Below are 16140 nucleotides of genomic sequence, written 5' to 3'. Positions count from 1 at the left end.
ATTTCAATAGTTACAAGCTTTTTTATTGTCTTCTGTGAGGTTCTATATTCGTAATCATATCGGCAGTTTTTGATGGGAAGTGTGGTCAAATCTCCGTCAGACTTTAGAAACAAAAATACCCTTGTATAAACATGGTGCTTTTTTTGTATGGTTGTGCTAAAATATAAAAGGTGCTACCCGAGACACGGTAGGCGGTTAGCCCTCTTCGGAGGGGGGTGATACGATGAATATAACATTAACGGAACTGATAGCCTTTACTGGCCTGATATTCGTTATTGTCGATATTACATATAAAATCACAAAAAAGAAATAATCGCCTCGGTCTTGGAAAACTAGGCGATTATTTTTTTAATCTAATTTTTTTCTAGGGCTAACCGTTTACCGGTAGCACCATTCTTTATAATTATAATAGCACTTAAAGATGATTATGTCAAATTCTTATATTTCACAGGGATGATGTTGTTAAGTTGAAACTCTAAACACATTGAATTTAATGGGCTTAGAGTTTTTTAGATAAAATTTTTTAGAAAAGAGGATAACAAAGATGATTCAAGTAGAAAAACTTTCCTACGGTTTTCCTGCAAAAGATTTATATAACGAGGTTTCATTTACATTGGAAATGGGGCAGCATTGCGCTTTTATCGGAAGCAATGGGGCTGGAAAATCAACCCTTGTTGATATGATGATTCATCCGGACAAGTATTTGTATGATGGAAAGATCATCAAAGATGAACGCTGCCGTATTGGTTATGCCAGCCAGTTTGTGGTGAGAGATAAGGAGCAGGAATGCACTGTTTTTGAATATTTAAGTGAACGATTCGTGGAAAATCAGCAAGCGACAGCTGCCGTATGTGAAGAGATGGCAGCCGCTGAGGATGCGGAGCCGTTATTTGAGAAATATCAGGCACTCTTAGATGCCTTTGAGGCCATGGATGGAGAGCATTATGAAAACAATATTCGGAAGCAGTTATATTCAGCCGGTATGCGTGAGTTAGAAGAAACAAGGGTCTCACAACTTAGCGGCGGTGAATATAAATTGCTTCAGATTATGAGAGAAATGTTACTATCTCCAAATCTTCTTGTGTTAGACGAGCCGGATGTATTTCTTGATTTTGAAAACTTGAATCGGCTTTGTCAGTTGATTAATGGGTATGATGGTACATTATTAGTGGTTACCCATAACCGATATTTATTGAATCACTGTTTTAACAAGATCTTACATTTGGAGAACGGGGATATTCAGGAATATGATGGAAGTTATACCGAATACCGTTCAGCCCAGTTAAAGGAAAAATTAAAATGTAAACGGCAGAGCATGGAAGATCAGGAAGAAATTGAGCGTACAGAGAAAATGGTTGATATTCTGCGCAAAAGAGCTACGATCCTTGTTAATCCGGTTATTGGAAGTGCTGTAAATGCAAAGCAGACACAACTGGATCGTTTACGTGCAAGACAAATTAAGGCACCTTTTGTTGAACTTTGTGAGCCGATGATTGAATTGCCGGCAGTAGAAGTGGAAACTGGGCAACCGATTTTAAGCATTACCGATTACCATGCTTCATTTGATGAAAATTTATTGGAACAGATCCATTTTGAGTTACTGGCCGGCGAAAAAGTAGCCATCGTTGGGGCAAATGGTACAGGAAAAACCACGTTAATGCGAGACATCTTAAAGAATAACCATCCTTCCATCCATATCCGTGAGAATACAAGCTATGGGTGCTTGTCTCAGCTTCAAGGCGAGAATATAGATGAAACAAAAACCGTATATCAGGTGATGGAAAACGTAGGGTTTGAGACAAGGGAAAGTATTCGTGCGTATCTCGGGAGCTATTGTTTGGAAGGGGATACCTTAAAGCAGAAAGTCAGTCAGTTATCTGGCGGAGAAAAGAACTTACTTCAAATTGCCATGATTGCACATACCAACGCAGAACTTCTTATACTGGATGAGCCCACCAGCCATTTGGATATTTATGCACAAATGGCTCTGGAAAGAGCCATTTCCGACTATAAAGGGGCGGTACTCATGGTCAGCCACGATTTCTATCTTGTGGCGAATTGTGCGGACTACGTTTTACTGATAGAAGACAATACCATTCGGCGTATGCGTACACGTTCTTTTCGTAAAATGGTATATGATAAATATTTCGATCAGAAGTATTTAGAAATAGACAAGAAAAAACAAGAGCTGGAAGCCAATATTACAGCGGCTTTTAAAAAGAATGAGCTGAATACGGTAGAAAAACTTTGCGACCGGTTAGAAGCACTTAGCGCAGAATAGTGCGTAGTATGGAGGAAAAAATGACGGAATTATTAGCGCCGGCAGGAAATATGGAAGCTTTAAAAGCTGCTATTTCCAATGGCTGTGATGCGATATACTTAGGAATGCAAAAATTTGGTGCTCGGGCATACTCCTCTAATTTTGATGTGGAATCGTTAAAAGAGGCGATTGGATATGCACACCTGAGGAATGTTAAAATCTATGTAACCATGAATACCATCGTTTTTCAAAACGAAGTGGAAGAGATGAAAGAGCAGATGAACGAATTAAATGAAATCGGCGTGGATGGAATTATCGTTCAGGATCTGGCGGCCTTCGATTACATGGTTAAAAACTTTCTTGATATGGAAGCCCATTGTTCCACTCAAATGGGAATAGACGATTTAGACGGAACATTATTATTGAAAGAACTTGGTGCGAAAAGAATTGTTCTGGCCCGTGAGACTCCCATTGAAAAAGTAAAAGAGATTAAAAGAATCGCAAAAATTCCTATAGAAATTTTTGCCCATGGTGCGTTATGTATCTCGTACTCCGGAAACTGTCTCATGTCCGGATTAATCGGCTATCGAAGCGGAAATCGAGGAAGGTGTGTAGGATCCTGCCGTAAAGAGTATGAACTGATCGATCAGACAACAGGTACTTCTTTAGGGAAAAACTACATGTTATCCACGAAGGATTTAAACACCATCGATTATATCCATGATTTAAAAGAAATTGATTCTTTAAAAATAGAAGGCCGAATGAAAGAGCCGGCGTATGTTGCAAATGTTGTATCAACCTATCGTAAGGCCTTAGATCATAAAATAACCGAAGAGGAAAAAGGAAATCTGAACAAAACCTTCAATAGGACCTTTACGAAAGGTTATTTATTTCACGAAGATCCGAAAGATATTACAAACATTTTAAGACCCAATAATTTTGGCTATGAAATTGGCAGAGTCAGCAAGATGGTTAAGGATATGGTTGAAATAACACTTACGAAGACTTTACATCAAAACGATATCATTCGAATAAGTCATAACAAGGAAGATGTTAATTTAACGGTTGTAAAACTGTACGACAAGGACGACAATTTAATCAACAAAGCAGAGGATGTCTGCTATATCAAAATCAAAGAAAAGCTGTCTAAGGGTGACATAGTATATATAACGAAGGATTATTCCTATTACAAAGAGTTAGAATCATCACTGGAGAAAGAATATAAGCGTTTTAACCTGGATATTAGCGTGTATGCCTATCCAGATTCAAAGCTTATCATAGATGGGTCGGGCCTGGGCTTTCACTATTTATATGAAAGCGAGGAAATACTTGGGGCCGCAATGAATAATCCAACCACAAAAGACCAGGTAATCAAGCAATTTTCCAGATTAAAGGATACCATATTTGAGCTGAATCAGGTGGATTTTGAGGAATGTAATGCTTTTATTCCGGCAAAATTGTTGAATGCAGCAAGAAGAGAACTTGTACAGGGCTTATATGACTTAAAGCTGAACAGCCAAAAGAAAAGAACCAAGGTGTTGAAAGCAAAAGAGAAAATAAGCTTTACCCCTGAAAAACCGTACCTTACAGCTTCTGTAACGACTAAGGAACAAGTTGATGCTTGCGTGAGCTGCGGAATAAAGGAAGTTTATTTTGAAAACGTGGTTCGGAGAAATCAGAACGATTATAGGGAAAAGAAAGGACTGCTGCTGATCGGAGGATATGGCGGAATTTATCATTACAGAAAAACCAATCCTTTTGTGACGGACTATTCTCTCAATGTGGTTAATTCCGCCAGCTGCTATGAATTATATCGATTAGGTGCGAAACGGGTAACCTTATCCTATGAATTGAACAAGAGACAAATGGAGGATTTAATGGATGCCTATTATGAAGAAAATGACGGCTATCCTGCGCTGGAAATGATTGTATATGGCAAGGCGCCTTTGATGTTTACAAAATATTGTCCGATGAAAAAAATGAATCAATGCGGTGTTTGCAAAACCAGGAGCTATGAGCTAAAAGATGAGCACGGAACCTTCCCTATCCTTTCTCATGGAGATTGTACAACGACGATCCTGAATGGGAAGACCTTGAATCTTTTAGACGAGCTGCCAACCATAAAAGGAATCGAGGCATTTCGGTTAAACTTTACGGTGGAATCAAAAGAGCAGGTGGTGAAAATCATTCATCAGGCTTTGAGCAAATTAAATGGTTCTATGGATAAGCCTGTCTTTAATCAGGAAACAGATACAAGAGGACATTTTAATAAAGAGATTTTGTAGGGAAATCCCAGATGAAATCTGGGTACGGCCTCCAGAAATTGAAGTTTCAATATCCTTAGAATGTTGGAGCTTCTTTTTTATTCAATAAGAAATATTTTCCTATTGAATAAAAGGGGGAGTGCAGAGGGGGTACCCCTCGCCGATAAAGGAGGGGGCTCAGGCCGCTTAACGAATTTCCGTTATAAGAAAATTTCGTGATAAAATTTGATTTTTTAAGCAAAAATAAAGCCTATATTGTAATTTTTGAGCAAATCCACTTTCCGAACCGATTTGAGTGCGGTATTTGTTGAAATTCCCCAGGGTTTATAGTAAAATTAGTGCTGATCCACAAAATGAGATAATGCCATCCGGTGAGTGCTGCCGGATAGGGAGAAATAAAAGATAACAGGCAAGGGGTAAAATAACAGGGATTTATAGAGTAATAGTAAAGATGTTTAGGAGGTATTTTATATGCCATACATATTACAGCAGGAGAAGGATCATCACACCTTTGAATGGGAGAGCTTGGGAGATATCCGCAAAGGCCGGGGAGAATTGGGAGAAGAGATGCCTGTAATGGTATACCGTTTGATGCAGTATACCATGCTGGATGTATTAAGCAAGGCTTGCGGGAATGAAAGAGCAAATGAATGTTTTCGTCAGGCAGGATATTTGGCCGGCACAGAATTTGCCCAAAATGTACTGGACTTAAAGGCTGAATGGAATGTATTTCTATCAGACCTTCAAAGGAAGTTAAAAGAATTGAAAATCGGTATTTTAAGGATGGAAGCTCTTAATGAAGTAACGGGAGAGTTGGTTCTCACGGTTGGAGAAGATCTGGACTGCAGCGGAATTCCCGTTACAAATGAAACCGTATGCTATTATGACGAAGGCTTTATTGCCGGAATCCTGGAAGCTTATACCGGTAAAAAATACAGCGTGAGAGAAATTGACTGCTGGGCAAACGGGGATCGGGTATGCCGGTTCCGCGGGACGATTAAAGAGGTGAACGATATATGAAATCTGTTGCAGAGCTTTTGCAGGGCTACCTTCATCATGTAATCTATGACCCTGAGCATGCTTTCTTGGATGTAGAGCAGCTTCCGAAGGAGTTTCAGGAGCTTGGGAGTGAGCTTGTCTATTTTTGCAAGTGTCTCATGGAAACGACGGCATTAGCCCAAAATATAGCAAAAGGAAATCTGGAGGTTGACCTGCCGCCGCCTGAAAATGAAATGGCTGGTCCGCTGAAGGCTCTGCATGCTTCTTTGAAACATTTGACCTGGCGGGCACAGCAGGTGGCAAAAGGAGACTATCAACAGCACCTTGATTTTATGGGTGAATTTGCCGAAGCGTTCAACGCGATGAAGGAACAGTTGGAGTATCAGAGAAGGAATCTTTTAAAGGAAATAGAGGATGGACACGAGAAAACACAAGCCTTGGAGCAGAGCAACAGTCTGCTTCAAATAATTACCAATCAGATTTCTCAATGGATTATTGTGATGGATGTTACAACCTCTGATTGGTTGTATGTAAATCAGCAGGCGGCTCAGATCTTGAAAGATCCGGATTATGAATCAAAATGGAAACGTTGGATGAAATGGCAGGCTGATGCTCTGGAAAAGAATGGACAACCTTATTTCACCGAAATGAAAATAAGCCAGGGCGATAAGGTCCAATACTTTTCAGTGGACATCCATCCGTTATCATGGTATGGCAACAAGGCGCTTGTTTTTATGTTTACAGATGTAAGCTATGAAAAAGAACAGCTCTATGATTTGCAAAATGCCGCGTATACGGATATAATGACCCAAGCCTTTAACCGCCGGTACGGCATGAAAATATTGCATGAATGGCTGGTTGGAAGCAGGTCTTTTGTTCTTTGTTTTATAGATATAGATCGGCTTAAATCTGTAAACGATACGTTCGGTCATTCGGAGGGCGATCGGTATATTTTAGAAGTCACAGGAATACTGCACAACTTTTCCCTGGAATCCGTTCTTTGCCGTATGGGCGGGGATGAATTCATGATCTTGGCTCAGGACTGGAATGCTGCTAAAGCTAAGGAACGGATGGAAGTACTGAGGAACAGGCTGATAAACGGTGATTTCGCACGTAATCATTCCTATGAACGCAGCATCAGTTACGGCGTGGTGGAGGTTCGTGCAGATAATCTTTTATCGGAAAGTGCTTTGCTAAGCATTGCCGATGAGAGGATGTATGAATATAAGAAAGCGTATAGAATGAAACATAAAAAAATCAATAGAATTTTATTTGAATAAACGGTATATCTCTATTGGCTCAAATAACTATTTTTCTTGCCTTCCTTTTTGGAAGGCTATTTTTTTCTGTCTTGCCGTTAAATTTGGACAGTTATTTTTTTCTGCCTTTCCTTCTAGCTTAAAATAAGCCAATCTTGAGGAGCAAATTAGTGATATAGAATGTTAAATCATTTTTATGAATTTTCATGCTAAATGTGCAGACAAATGCGCATTTTTCAATAGAAAGAGCAAGTAAAGATGTCCCTAAAAATGAAATTTAAACATAAACTGTTTCCTTAGGTATTGCATTTTCTTGATACAGTGCTATAATTTAATTGAATTTACAGAATACTTCGTAAAATCGATATATTTAAGGACATTTGTATTGCTTTTATGTTGTGATTTTGGATGCAGGATTCGGAGGTGGTAACGAAAGTTTATAAGAGAGGCTTTTAGAAATGGGTAAGTCAAGCCGGTGTGTAGGCTTGATAACAATGGTTGGTTGTGCAGCATGAGAATTCTTTTCTGCCGAGTCGGCGCTTGGGCAGGTGAAGAGGGATCTGTCTGCGTTTAAGCAGCGGCCATTTTGTAATTATTTTGCTTTTTTGAGGTAAGGAGGATTTATTATGGGTTCAGAAAAACATGGCGAAGATACTAAGCTAAGTCGTGGAATAAGATCTAGACAGCTTACTATGATAGCCATCGGCGGAGCTATTGGAACAGGACTATTTTTTGCAAGTGGAAGTGCAATCTCATCTTCCGGTCCGGGAGGTGCAATGGTTGCCTATGGATTAATGGGTCTTATAGTATTTTTTATGATGTCTTCACTCGGTGAAATGGCAACTCAGTTACCACTTGTCGGCTCCTTTGAGGCCTATGCCAACCGGTTTATCGATCCGGCTTTCGGTTTCGCAGTTGGTTGGAACTATTGGTTCTCTTGGGCCATTACTGTTGCGGCAGAATTCGTTGCAGCAGGTCTGATTGTTAAATTCTGGCTTCCGCAGGTACCCGGAACGTTGGTTGCGGTGCTGGCCTTTACATTATTAATGAGCTTAAATCTTATTTCCACAAAATCATATGCTGAGGCTGAGTACTGGTTTGCAGGAATTAAGGTTGTAGCTGTTATTATTTTCTTAATTACAGGAGTTCTTTGTATCTTTGGTATTATGGGATCTCATACCACAGGTTTCCAAAACTGGACACTAGATGCCGGTGATGCGGGAAAAGCACCGTTTGTAGGCGGATTTGCCGCTATGATGGGCGTGTTTGCCGTAGCAGGTTTCTCGTTCCAGGGAACAGAAATCGTTGGTCTTGCCGCTGCTGAAACAGCAGATCCTGAAAAGAATGTGCCAAAAGCAATTAAAACTGTATTTTGGCGAATTTTGCTTTTCTACATAGGAAGTATTTTCGTAATTGGTACATTGATTCCGTTCACAGAACCGGATCTATTAAATGGAAGTGCTGAAAACGTTGCAGCATCCCCGTTTGTTCTTGTATTTAAGAATGTAGGCTTCGCAGCCGCCGCGTCTCTTTTAAATGCGGTTATTCTGACGTCGGTATTGTCCTGTGGTAATTCAGGTCTGTACACATCTTCCAGAATGCTGCACGCAATGGCAGTAAGAGGAAATGCACCAAAGCTTTTCTCCAGAACGAATAAGCACGGTGTCCCTGTTTATGCAGTATGGGCAACAGGTTGTATTGCTGCTCTTTCCTTCTTTGCATCTCTGGTTGGCGAAGGTAAGATCTATACCATTTTCTACAATGCGTCAGCATTAAGCGGATTCTTCATTTGGCTTGGAATCTCTGTTTGTCATTTTAGATTCAGAAAAGCGTGGATCGCACAGGGTCATACTGTTTCCGAATTGAAATACAAAGCTTTCCTATATCCATTTGGACCGATCTTTGCCGGAGTTATGATTACTATAATCATATTCTTAGCAAATATGTGGGTATTTGAGCCGGGTGCATTCACATGGTTCGACTTTATTACAAACTATGCGTTGATTCCGGTATTCCCACTGTTGATCATAGGATATAAGCTTAAGAAGAAGTCAAAGGTGGTTCCTTTAACGGAATGTGACTTTACTATTCCGGATGAAACAAAAGAGGATCCGACTATAGCAAAAGCGGCCAACAATTAAAGAGCATGGAATTAAAATAAAAAAAGAATAACAAAAAAGCAGTGAGCAGTATCTGTTCGCTGCTTTTTTGCTCAATTTTTATATTTTTTTGCTAAAAATGATAATTTTTATTGGACTTATTTGGTAACGTGGTATAAAATATTTAGCGAGCCTTCCGTTTGATTCTACTGATTTTTTCCGAAAATTTAGATTTTAATAGAGAATAATATGAATTGATCCAAGAGGAAAAGGGTAGAATTGTTATGAATACGGTATAAGTATGCAATGCTAAATTAGTAATGAAAATTTTTCTTCATTATTAATGCGGCAAATTTTTAAATTTAAGGGGAGATACTAAAATGACTAATCTTATTGTGGCAGCATCTATTTTAGCATTAATATTTGCGGCCTACTTATCCAGATCAGTTCTTAAAGAAGATATGGGAACTGATAAAATGATTGAGATCTCAGAATCAATCCAACAGGGTGCAATGGCCTTTTTAAACAGGCAATATAAGACCTTGCTTCCAATCGCAATTATAATTTTTATTATTCTGGGACTTTTAACGGAGCACAAGTGGGCTTCTGCCGTAGCTTTCGGCGTAGGCGCACTGTTCTCTGCATGTGCAGGTTACTTAGGTATGTACATTGCAACCAGAGCAAATGCCAGAACAACACATGCCGCAAAGGGCAGCCTGAAAAAAGCGCTTGGTATTGCTTTTAAAGGCGGTTCCGTAATGGGTATGGGCGTAGTAGGACTTGGCTTGCTGGGTGTATCCTTGTTATACATCTTCGTTGCGAAACAAAATCCGGACTCCATTGCAGCAATCGACAGCTTTGCTTTCGGGGCTTCCTTGATCGCTCTTTTTGCACGTATCGGCGGCGGTATATTTACGAAGGCAGCTGACGTAGGAGCAGACCTAGTAGGTAAGGTAGAAGCCGGTATTCCGGAGGACGATCCTAGAAATCCTGCGGTTATTGCAGATAACGTAGGAGATAATGTGGGAGACGTTGCAGGTATGGGAGCAGACCTATTTGAATCCTATGCCGCTACATCTGTTGCAGCCATGTTATTAGGTACATGTATGCCGGGACAGATCGGCGTAATTCTTCCATTATTACTGGGTGCGGCAGGAATTGTGGCATCTATTATCGGAACACTCTTTATTTATACAGGAGATGACAGCAATCCGCAGTCCGGACTGAACAGAAGTCTTTATACTTCCTTTGTCCTGTCTGCAATAGCAGCATTTTTCTTAACAAGATACTTATTGCCCGATCATCAGATCCAATTTTTCATTGCAATCATGGGAGGCTTAATTGCAAATATTTTAATCGGATTAGTGACTGAATACTTTACAGCACAGGCGTATTCACCTGTTCAGAGCATTGCGAAGTCTTCTGAGACAGGCGCGGCTACAAACGTTATTTACGGTTTCTCCGTAGGCCTTGAAAGTACTGCTATTCCAATTATTATTATTATTGCAACGGTAGCAGTTGCTTATGTGGTTCCGGGCGGCGGCGTTTATGGCTTCTACGGCATCGCGTTAGCTGCAATGGGTATGCTTTCCATGGCCGGAACGATTGTAGCTATTGACGCTTATGGCCCAATCGCAGACAATGCCGGTGGTATTGCTGAAATGGCTGGTCTTGAACCGGAAGTTCGTCAGATTACGGACAAGCTGGACTCTGTTGGAAATACTACGGCAGCTGTTGCAAAGGGATTTGCAATCGGTTCTGCTGCAATCACTGCGATCGCTTTGTTCTCAGCCTTTGCTCAGAGAGCGGGTTTAGCATCACTGGATATTTTAAATCCAATGATCATGCTTGGATTACTGTTCGGAGCAATGATTCCGTTCCTGTTCTGTGCATATGCTATGAGAGCAGTTGGAACAGCGGCCTTTGAAATGATTGAAGAAGTGCGAAGACAGTTCAGAGAAATCCCGGGTCTGCTGGAAGGAAAAGCAAAGGCAGATTACAAGAAATGCGTAGATATTTCTACGAAAGCTGCTATCAAGAGAATGATTAAGCCGGGTCTGCTGGCTCCTTTAAGCATCATCGTTATAGGCTTTGGTATTGCCATATTCAATCCGGAGGTAGCTTTGAATGTTCTGGGAGGCATGCTGGTAGGCGGCACTGCAAGTGGTGTGCTTCTTGCACTTACTATGTCCAATGCAGGTGGTGCATGGGATAATGCAAAGAAATACATTGAAGCAGGCGCACTGGGCGGTAAAGGCTCAGAAGCTCATAAAGCAGCTGTTGTAGGAGATACAATCGGCGATCCGTTCAAGGATACAGCTGGACCTTCTTTGAACGCTGTAATCAAGGTTATGGGTACTATTTCACTGATCGTTGCTCCTATTATCGCAAACATGATGTAGGAGAGTAATCCATATACAATTTTACTATGAAAATGACCGGAGACTGTATCTGAAGCTTATTTGGATACAGTCTCTGTTGTTATAAACGCATATTCTGTGGTATAATAAACCTTGAAGAGCTTTTAAGTGATAGAATAAAAACTAAAGCTAAATAACAGCGTTGCTGTAAAATAAAAAGAAAGAGATGAAGAAGAACATGGATATAAGAGATTTATTACCGGAAGATTCCGAAGGGAGACTGAGAATCATACAGGAAAGTGTCCCGGGAAAGCAGATTTCGCTGGCACATATCATAGGCGGTCCAAGGCCTATTGTCTATAAAAAATTAGGTCTAAATCCGGATATCGATTTTGATAATTCAGCCATTGGCATTTTAAATGTAACTCCGCCGGAATCAGCAGTTATTGCAAGCGATTTAGCTATTAAAGCAGGGGATGTGTACCTGGGGTTCGTGGATCGATTCAGCGGAACCCTGATCATAACAGGCAGACTGTCAGAGGTGGAAACCGCCATACAGGAAATCGTTTCTTATTTTAAAAATGAGCTGGAATTTGCAGTGTGCAGGATAACAAGAAGGTAAATAATTATGAGGAAAATTATGCTTCTTGGACGCAGTGAGGCTGGAAAGACTACGCTGACTCAGGCTTTAAAGGGAGAAAAGATTACGTACCATAAAACCCAGTATGTCAATTATTATGATGTGATTATAGATACCCCTGGCGAATATGCGGAAACGGCTACATTAGGCGGTGCTTTGGCGATTTATTCCTATGAGGCGGATGTAATCGGTATGCTGCTCAGCGCCATTGAGCCATACTCCCTGTACCCGCCGTGTGTATGTGCCATTGCAACGAGAGAAGTAATCGGCATTGTCACCAAAATCGACCATAAAGATGCCAATGTGGAACAGGCTAAGGAATGGCTTAGGCTGGCAGGCTGCGAAAAAATATTTTGTATCAGCTCTTATACAGGAGAAGGTGTTTCTGATATTTTAGAATATTTAAAAGAAGACGGAGACGTTCTTCCATGGGAGGAAGCAAAAGCAAAAGACGACATTTTAATATAGCAAATTCCATACTTATATAGGTGAAATCACGATGAATTGATGTATATTTTGGTTACAAAAACAGATTTTAAATAATTCAACATATTTTTCCTAAAAACCATTGAACATATCCTTAAAAATGTATAAAATACTAATGCACTAGCTATAAAATTATGTAGAACTTTTAAGGAGAGAAAAAATGGAGGAAAAAAATGTAACGGAGCAGGGAACTCCGGCGAAGAAAAAACGCCAATTCCCATCGGCCTTTACGGTATTATTCATTATCTTGATTATCGCGGCTATTGGAACAAATTTTATGCCGACAGGGTCTTATTCAAAATTACTTTATAACGCAGACTCGAATAAGTTTGATATCACAGCACCGGACGGAAGTGTCACATCTATGGATGCGAACCAGAAGTCTCTGGATGAGCTGGATATTAAAGCGAAGCTGGACTTGTTCCTGGACGGAAGCCTTTACAAGCCAATCGGTATTCCGGGAAGTTATGAAGCAATCGATCCGAATCCGCAGGGCTTTACGGATTGCGTACTAGCTTTGGTAAACGGTGTGTACGAAACGATCGACATCAGTTTATTCATCTTCGTATTAGGTGGTATGCTTGCTTATTTAAATAAGTCGGGCGCCTTTGCTGCCGGTATGGGAGCACTGTCCAGAGTGACAAAGGGTAAGGAGTACATATTAATTGTTCTTATTACCATATTGATTGCTCTTGGAGGAACTACTTTTGGTATGTGCGAAGAAACCGTTGCACTATATGCCGTAGTCATTCCGATTTTCGTTATTGCAGGGTATGATGCGCTGGTAGGTATAGCAGCGGTTTATCTGGGCTCATCCATCGGTACGATGTGCTCTACTGTTAATCCGTTCTCCGTTGTAATCGCATCAAATGCTGCCGGTATCAACTTTATGGAAGGATTCGGAATCAGAATCACAGCACTTGTTGTAGGAACTTTTATTTGTATATTATATGTTATTAAATATGGCAGCATGGTTCGAAAGAATCCTGAAAAATCACTGATTCTGGAAAGCAAAGCGTACATTGACGAAAAATATTGCAGCGAAGCAGAAGTACCTGAACTGACTTTACGATTTAAAGTTATATTAATTCAATTTTTCCTGACTTTCGTCATCATGGTTTACGGTGTTGTTAAACTTGGATGGTGGTTCGGTGAAATGACCGGTCTATTCTTAGTTTCCGCTATCATCATGGGAATTATCCTACGCATGAGCGAAACTGAAATGGTCAGCGAATTTCTGGCCGGCGCAGGAGATATGATCGGGGTTGCTCTGATTTGCGGTGTTGCAAGGTCTATTAACGTGATTTTGGAAAACGGATTAGTATCGGATGCCCTTTTGAACACCATGTCCGGATGGGTAAACGGCATGAGTCCTTATGTATTTGCTATTGTGATGTATTTCATTTATATCATTTTAGGATTTTTCATCAACTCATCCTCCGGCCTTGCCGTACTTTCTATTCCAATTATGGCACCGCTGGCAGATGCTGTTGGACTTCCAAGAGAAGTTGTTATTACAGCATACATGTTCGGTCAGGGAACGATGGGATTCATCACGCCGACAGGCTTGGTACTTGTAGTTCTTCAGCTTGTTCATGTAAATTATGATAAATATATAAAATTTATCTTACCGCTTATGGGGATTTTAGCAATCTTCTCCATAACCTTCCTCTGCGCTGAGGTGGCAATGGTATAGGATTGCCGTAAAATGAAAACCGTCCTTTGCTCTAAGGAAAGATCGGTTTTACGAATATGGAAAAAGAAAAAGACTCTTTCAAGGCGAACCTTGAGGGAGTCTTTTGATGTCGTGCGCCCAGCATGGGTGCAATCTAACGGGTGAAAGTCCCAAACACGCCCTAGTAGTGGGAAGTGTATAGCTTAAGGCAAGGGTGTCCATCGTGAGATGGAATCTGAAGGAAGCCAGCGGCAAATCTCCGATCTGACGAACAGAAATCACATTAGGCAATAACTAAGGATAAGACTGCGATTCAAGTTGAAGTCCAATAACTACTCGGAATTAGATATTGTAAATATGGCAGATAGATGGAGAGAAAGATTGCAAACTTACCTGGGGAGGTCTCATGGACGTAATAAACATAATAAAATATTTGTAATTACGGTTGAAACAAGATTTATCGTGAGAAGTCAGCAGAGGTCATAGTACCAATACGGCTTAAGACGTATCGGGAAGGACTGAACTTTAGGAGATGTGAGTAAATGAATGTAACCAAAGATGGAAGCAAGGACAGACAACTTCATAATGAAGGCTATCTACAAAGGGTATCTGCGGAACAGAAAGAGTATGCGGAAGCGTTCGCCCATCAAAGGATTGCTGAAAACAACCACACCATCACAAACTTTCAGACGGACAATCTGATGGAGAAGATTTTACACAGGGACAATCTAAACGAGGCATATAGGAAAGTAAAATCCAATAAAGGAGCAGGAGGAATTGATGGGATGAGAGTAGATGAACTTCTACCGTATCTCAAAGAAAACCGAGAGCAACTAATCCAAAAGATAAAGGACGGGAAATACAAACCAAATCCAGTTCGCAGGGTAGAAATACCCAAAGAAGAAAGAGGAAAGGTCAGAAAACTAGGGATACCAACGGTAGTTGACAGGGTAATACAACAAGCGATTACCCAAGTACTTAACCCAATCTTTGAAGAACAGTTTTCTGATAACAGTTTTGGTTTCAGACCGAAAAGGGGAGCACACGATGCCCTAAAACAATGCCAAAAGAATGTAAATGATGGATATGTATACGTGGTAGATATGGACTTAGAAAAGTTCTTTGATACAGTATGTCAGAGTAAGCTAATAGAAATATTATCGCGAACCATCAAAGATGGCAGAGTAATCTCGTTGATACATAAATATCTAAATGCGGGAGTAGTTCGAAATGGGCTCTTTGAAAGAACAGAAGTGGGAGTACCTCAAGGAGGACCATTAAGTCCGCTTCTTAGTAACATCATGCTAAATGAATTAGATAAGGAACTAATGAGCAGAGGGCATAGGTTCGTCCGCTATGCGGACGATTGTATGATTTTCTGCAGAAGCAGAAAAAGTGCATATAGAACCTTAGAGAAAATCGTGCCGTTTATCGAAGGGAGACTTTTTCTAAAAGTAAACAAAGATAAGACGGAAGTAGCTCATATCAGCAAAGTGAAATACCTTGGATATAGCTTTTACAGGAACAATGGAAAGTGCAAACTCAGAGTGCATCCAAAATCCATAGAAAAGATGAAAAACCGATTAAGGGAAATAACATCAAGAAGCAACGGATGGGGCAACGAATATAGGGCAAAGAAACTTGCACAGTTCATAAAAGGTTGGGTAAATTACTTTGCATTATCAGATATGAAGCAGTTACTAAAAGAAACAGACGAGTGGCTTAGACGTAAAATCCGAGCAGTATACTGGAAACAGTGGAAGAGAATCAAAACTAGGTACAAAATGATAAAGAAATATAATGTGCCAGAATGGAAAGTACATGAATTAGCAAACTGCCGAAAAGGAATATGGCGGTCAGCCATAATGTTAAACAGTGTACTAACCAATAAAGAAATAGCCAGTCTCGGATATATATCCATGACTGGCTATTACCTGAAAGTTTGTGAAAACTAAGGAACCGCCGTGTACCGAACGGTACGCACGGTGGTGTGAGAGGTCGGCTAATCAACTAATGGTTAGCCTCCTACTCGATTGTCGCAATATGGGATAAATTTGGGAACGCAAGCCGTTGAATTGCATGGGACATGTACTTCATA

At 40.4% G+C, this 16140-nt stretch carries 10 protein-coding genes; all 10 read left to right on the top strand.

The window, feature by feature from the left end:
- Positions 1–544: 544 nt before the first annotated feature.
- The 10 genes from EQM06_RS08485 (at position 545) to ltrA (ending at position 15997) form a co-directional block, all read left to right on the top strand.
- A complete protein-coding gene (locus tag EQM06_RS08485) occupies positions 545–2281 on the top strand; it encodes an ABC-F family ATP-binding cassette domain-containing protein (RefSeq protein WP_128745902.1) in 1737 nt (578 codons plus the stop codon).
- 20 nt (positions 2282–2301) lie between these two features.
- A complete protein-coding gene (locus EQM06_RS08480; protein WP_128745900.1) occupies positions 2302–4545 on the top strand; it encodes a U32 family peptidase in 2244 nt (747 codons plus the stop codon).
- Between the two features lie 450 nt (positions 4546–4995).
- Positions 4996–5544, top strand: a complete 549-nt coding sequence (locus tag EQM06_RS08475; protein ID WP_128745899.1) for a V4R domain-containing protein — start codon at positions 4996–4998, stop codon at positions 5542–5544.
- Complete coding sequence (locus tag EQM06_RS08470; RefSeq protein WP_128745898.1) at positions 5541–6803, top strand: sensor domain-containing diguanylate cyclase; 1263 nt, start codon at positions 5541–5543, stop codon at positions 6801–6803. The genes EQM06_RS08475 and EQM06_RS08470 overlap by 4 nt, the downstream gene beginning before the upstream one ends.
- Positions 6804–7408: 605 nt before the next feature.
- On the top strand, positions 7409–8923 hold the full coding sequence (locus EQM06_RS08465; RefSeq protein ID WP_128745897.1) for an amino acid permease: 1515 nt from the start codon (positions 7409–7411) through the stop codon (positions 8921–8923).
- A 338-nt stretch (positions 8924–9261) separates the two neighbouring features.
- Positions 9262–11283, top strand: a complete 2022-nt coding sequence (locus tag EQM06_RS08460) for a sodium-translocating pyrophosphatase (protein ID WP_128745896.1) — start codon at positions 9262–9264, stop codon at positions 11281–11283.
- A 184-nt stretch (positions 11284–11467) separates the two neighbouring features.
- The gene (locus EQM06_RS08455; RefSeq protein ID WP_230974947.1) at positions 11468–11863 is read left to right on the top strand and encodes a BMC domain-containing protein; all 396 of its coding nucleotides are present in this window, start codon (positions 11468–11470) and stop codon (positions 11861–11863) included.
- Positions 11864–11869: 6 nt separating this feature from the next.
- A complete protein-coding gene (locus EQM06_RS08450; protein ID WP_128745895.1) occupies positions 11870–12349 on the top strand; it encodes a EutP/PduV family microcompartment system protein in 480 nt (159 codons plus the stop codon).
- Positions 12350–12527: 178 nt separating this feature from the next.
- Positions 12528–14063, top strand: a complete 1536-nt coding sequence (locus EQM06_RS08445) for a YfcC family protein (protein ID WP_128745894.1) — start codon at positions 12528–12530, stop codon at positions 14061–14063.
- A gap of 521 nt (positions 14064–14584) precedes the next feature.
- Complete coding sequence (gene ltrA, locus EQM06_RS08435; RefSeq protein ID WP_128745892.1) at positions 14585–15997, top strand: group II intron reverse transcriptase/maturase; 1413 nt, start codon at positions 14585–14587, stop codon at positions 15995–15997.
- Positions 15998–16140: the final 143 nt, after the last annotated feature.

The organism is Aminipila luticellarii (assembly GCF_004103735.1).
Classification (GTDB): Bacteria; Bacillota; Clostridia; order Peptostreptococcales; family Anaerovoracaceae; genus Aminipila; species Aminipila luticellarii.
The sequence above is the reverse complement of the archived record's forward strand: the minus strand, read 5'-3'. Positions and strand labels throughout refer to the sequence as shown.

Coding starts and splice junctions, on each gene's coding strand:
- EQM06_RS08485 (WP_128745902.1), top strand. CDS start 545: ATGATTCAAGTAGAAAAACTTTCCTACGGTTTTCCTGCAAAAGATTTA.
- EQM06_RS08480 (WP_128745900.1), top strand. CDS start 2,302: ATGACGGAATTATTAGCGCCGGCAGGAAATATGGAAGCTTTAAAAGCT.
- EQM06_RS08475 (WP_128745899.1), top strand. CDS start 4,996: ATGCCATACATATTACAGCAGGAGAAGGATCATCACACCTTTGAATGG.
- EQM06_RS08470 (WP_128745898.1), top strand. CDS start 5,541: ATGAAATCTGTTGCAGAGCTTTTGCAGGGCTACCTTCATCATGTAATC.
- EQM06_RS08465 (WP_128745897.1), top strand. CDS start 7,409: ATGGGTTCAGAAAAACATGGCGAAGATACTAAGCTAAGTCGTGGAATA.
- EQM06_RS08460 (WP_128745896.1), top strand. CDS start 9,262: ATGACTAATCTTATTGTGGCAGCATCTATTTTAGCATTAATATTTGCG.
- EQM06_RS08455 (WP_230974947.1), top strand. CDS start 11,468: ATGAAGAAGAACATGGATATAAGAGATTTATTACCGGAAGATTCCGAA.
- EQM06_RS08450 (WP_128745895.1), top strand. CDS start 11,870: ATGAGGAAAATTATGCTTCTTGGACGCAGTGAGGCTGGAAAGACTACG.
- EQM06_RS08445 (WP_128745894.1), top strand. CDS start 12,528: ATGGAGGAAAAAAATGTAACGGAGCAGGGAACTCCGGCGAAGAAAAAA.
- ltrA (WP_128745892.1), top strand. CDS start 14,585: ATGAATGTAACCAAAGATGGAAGCAAGGACAGACAACTTCATAATGAA.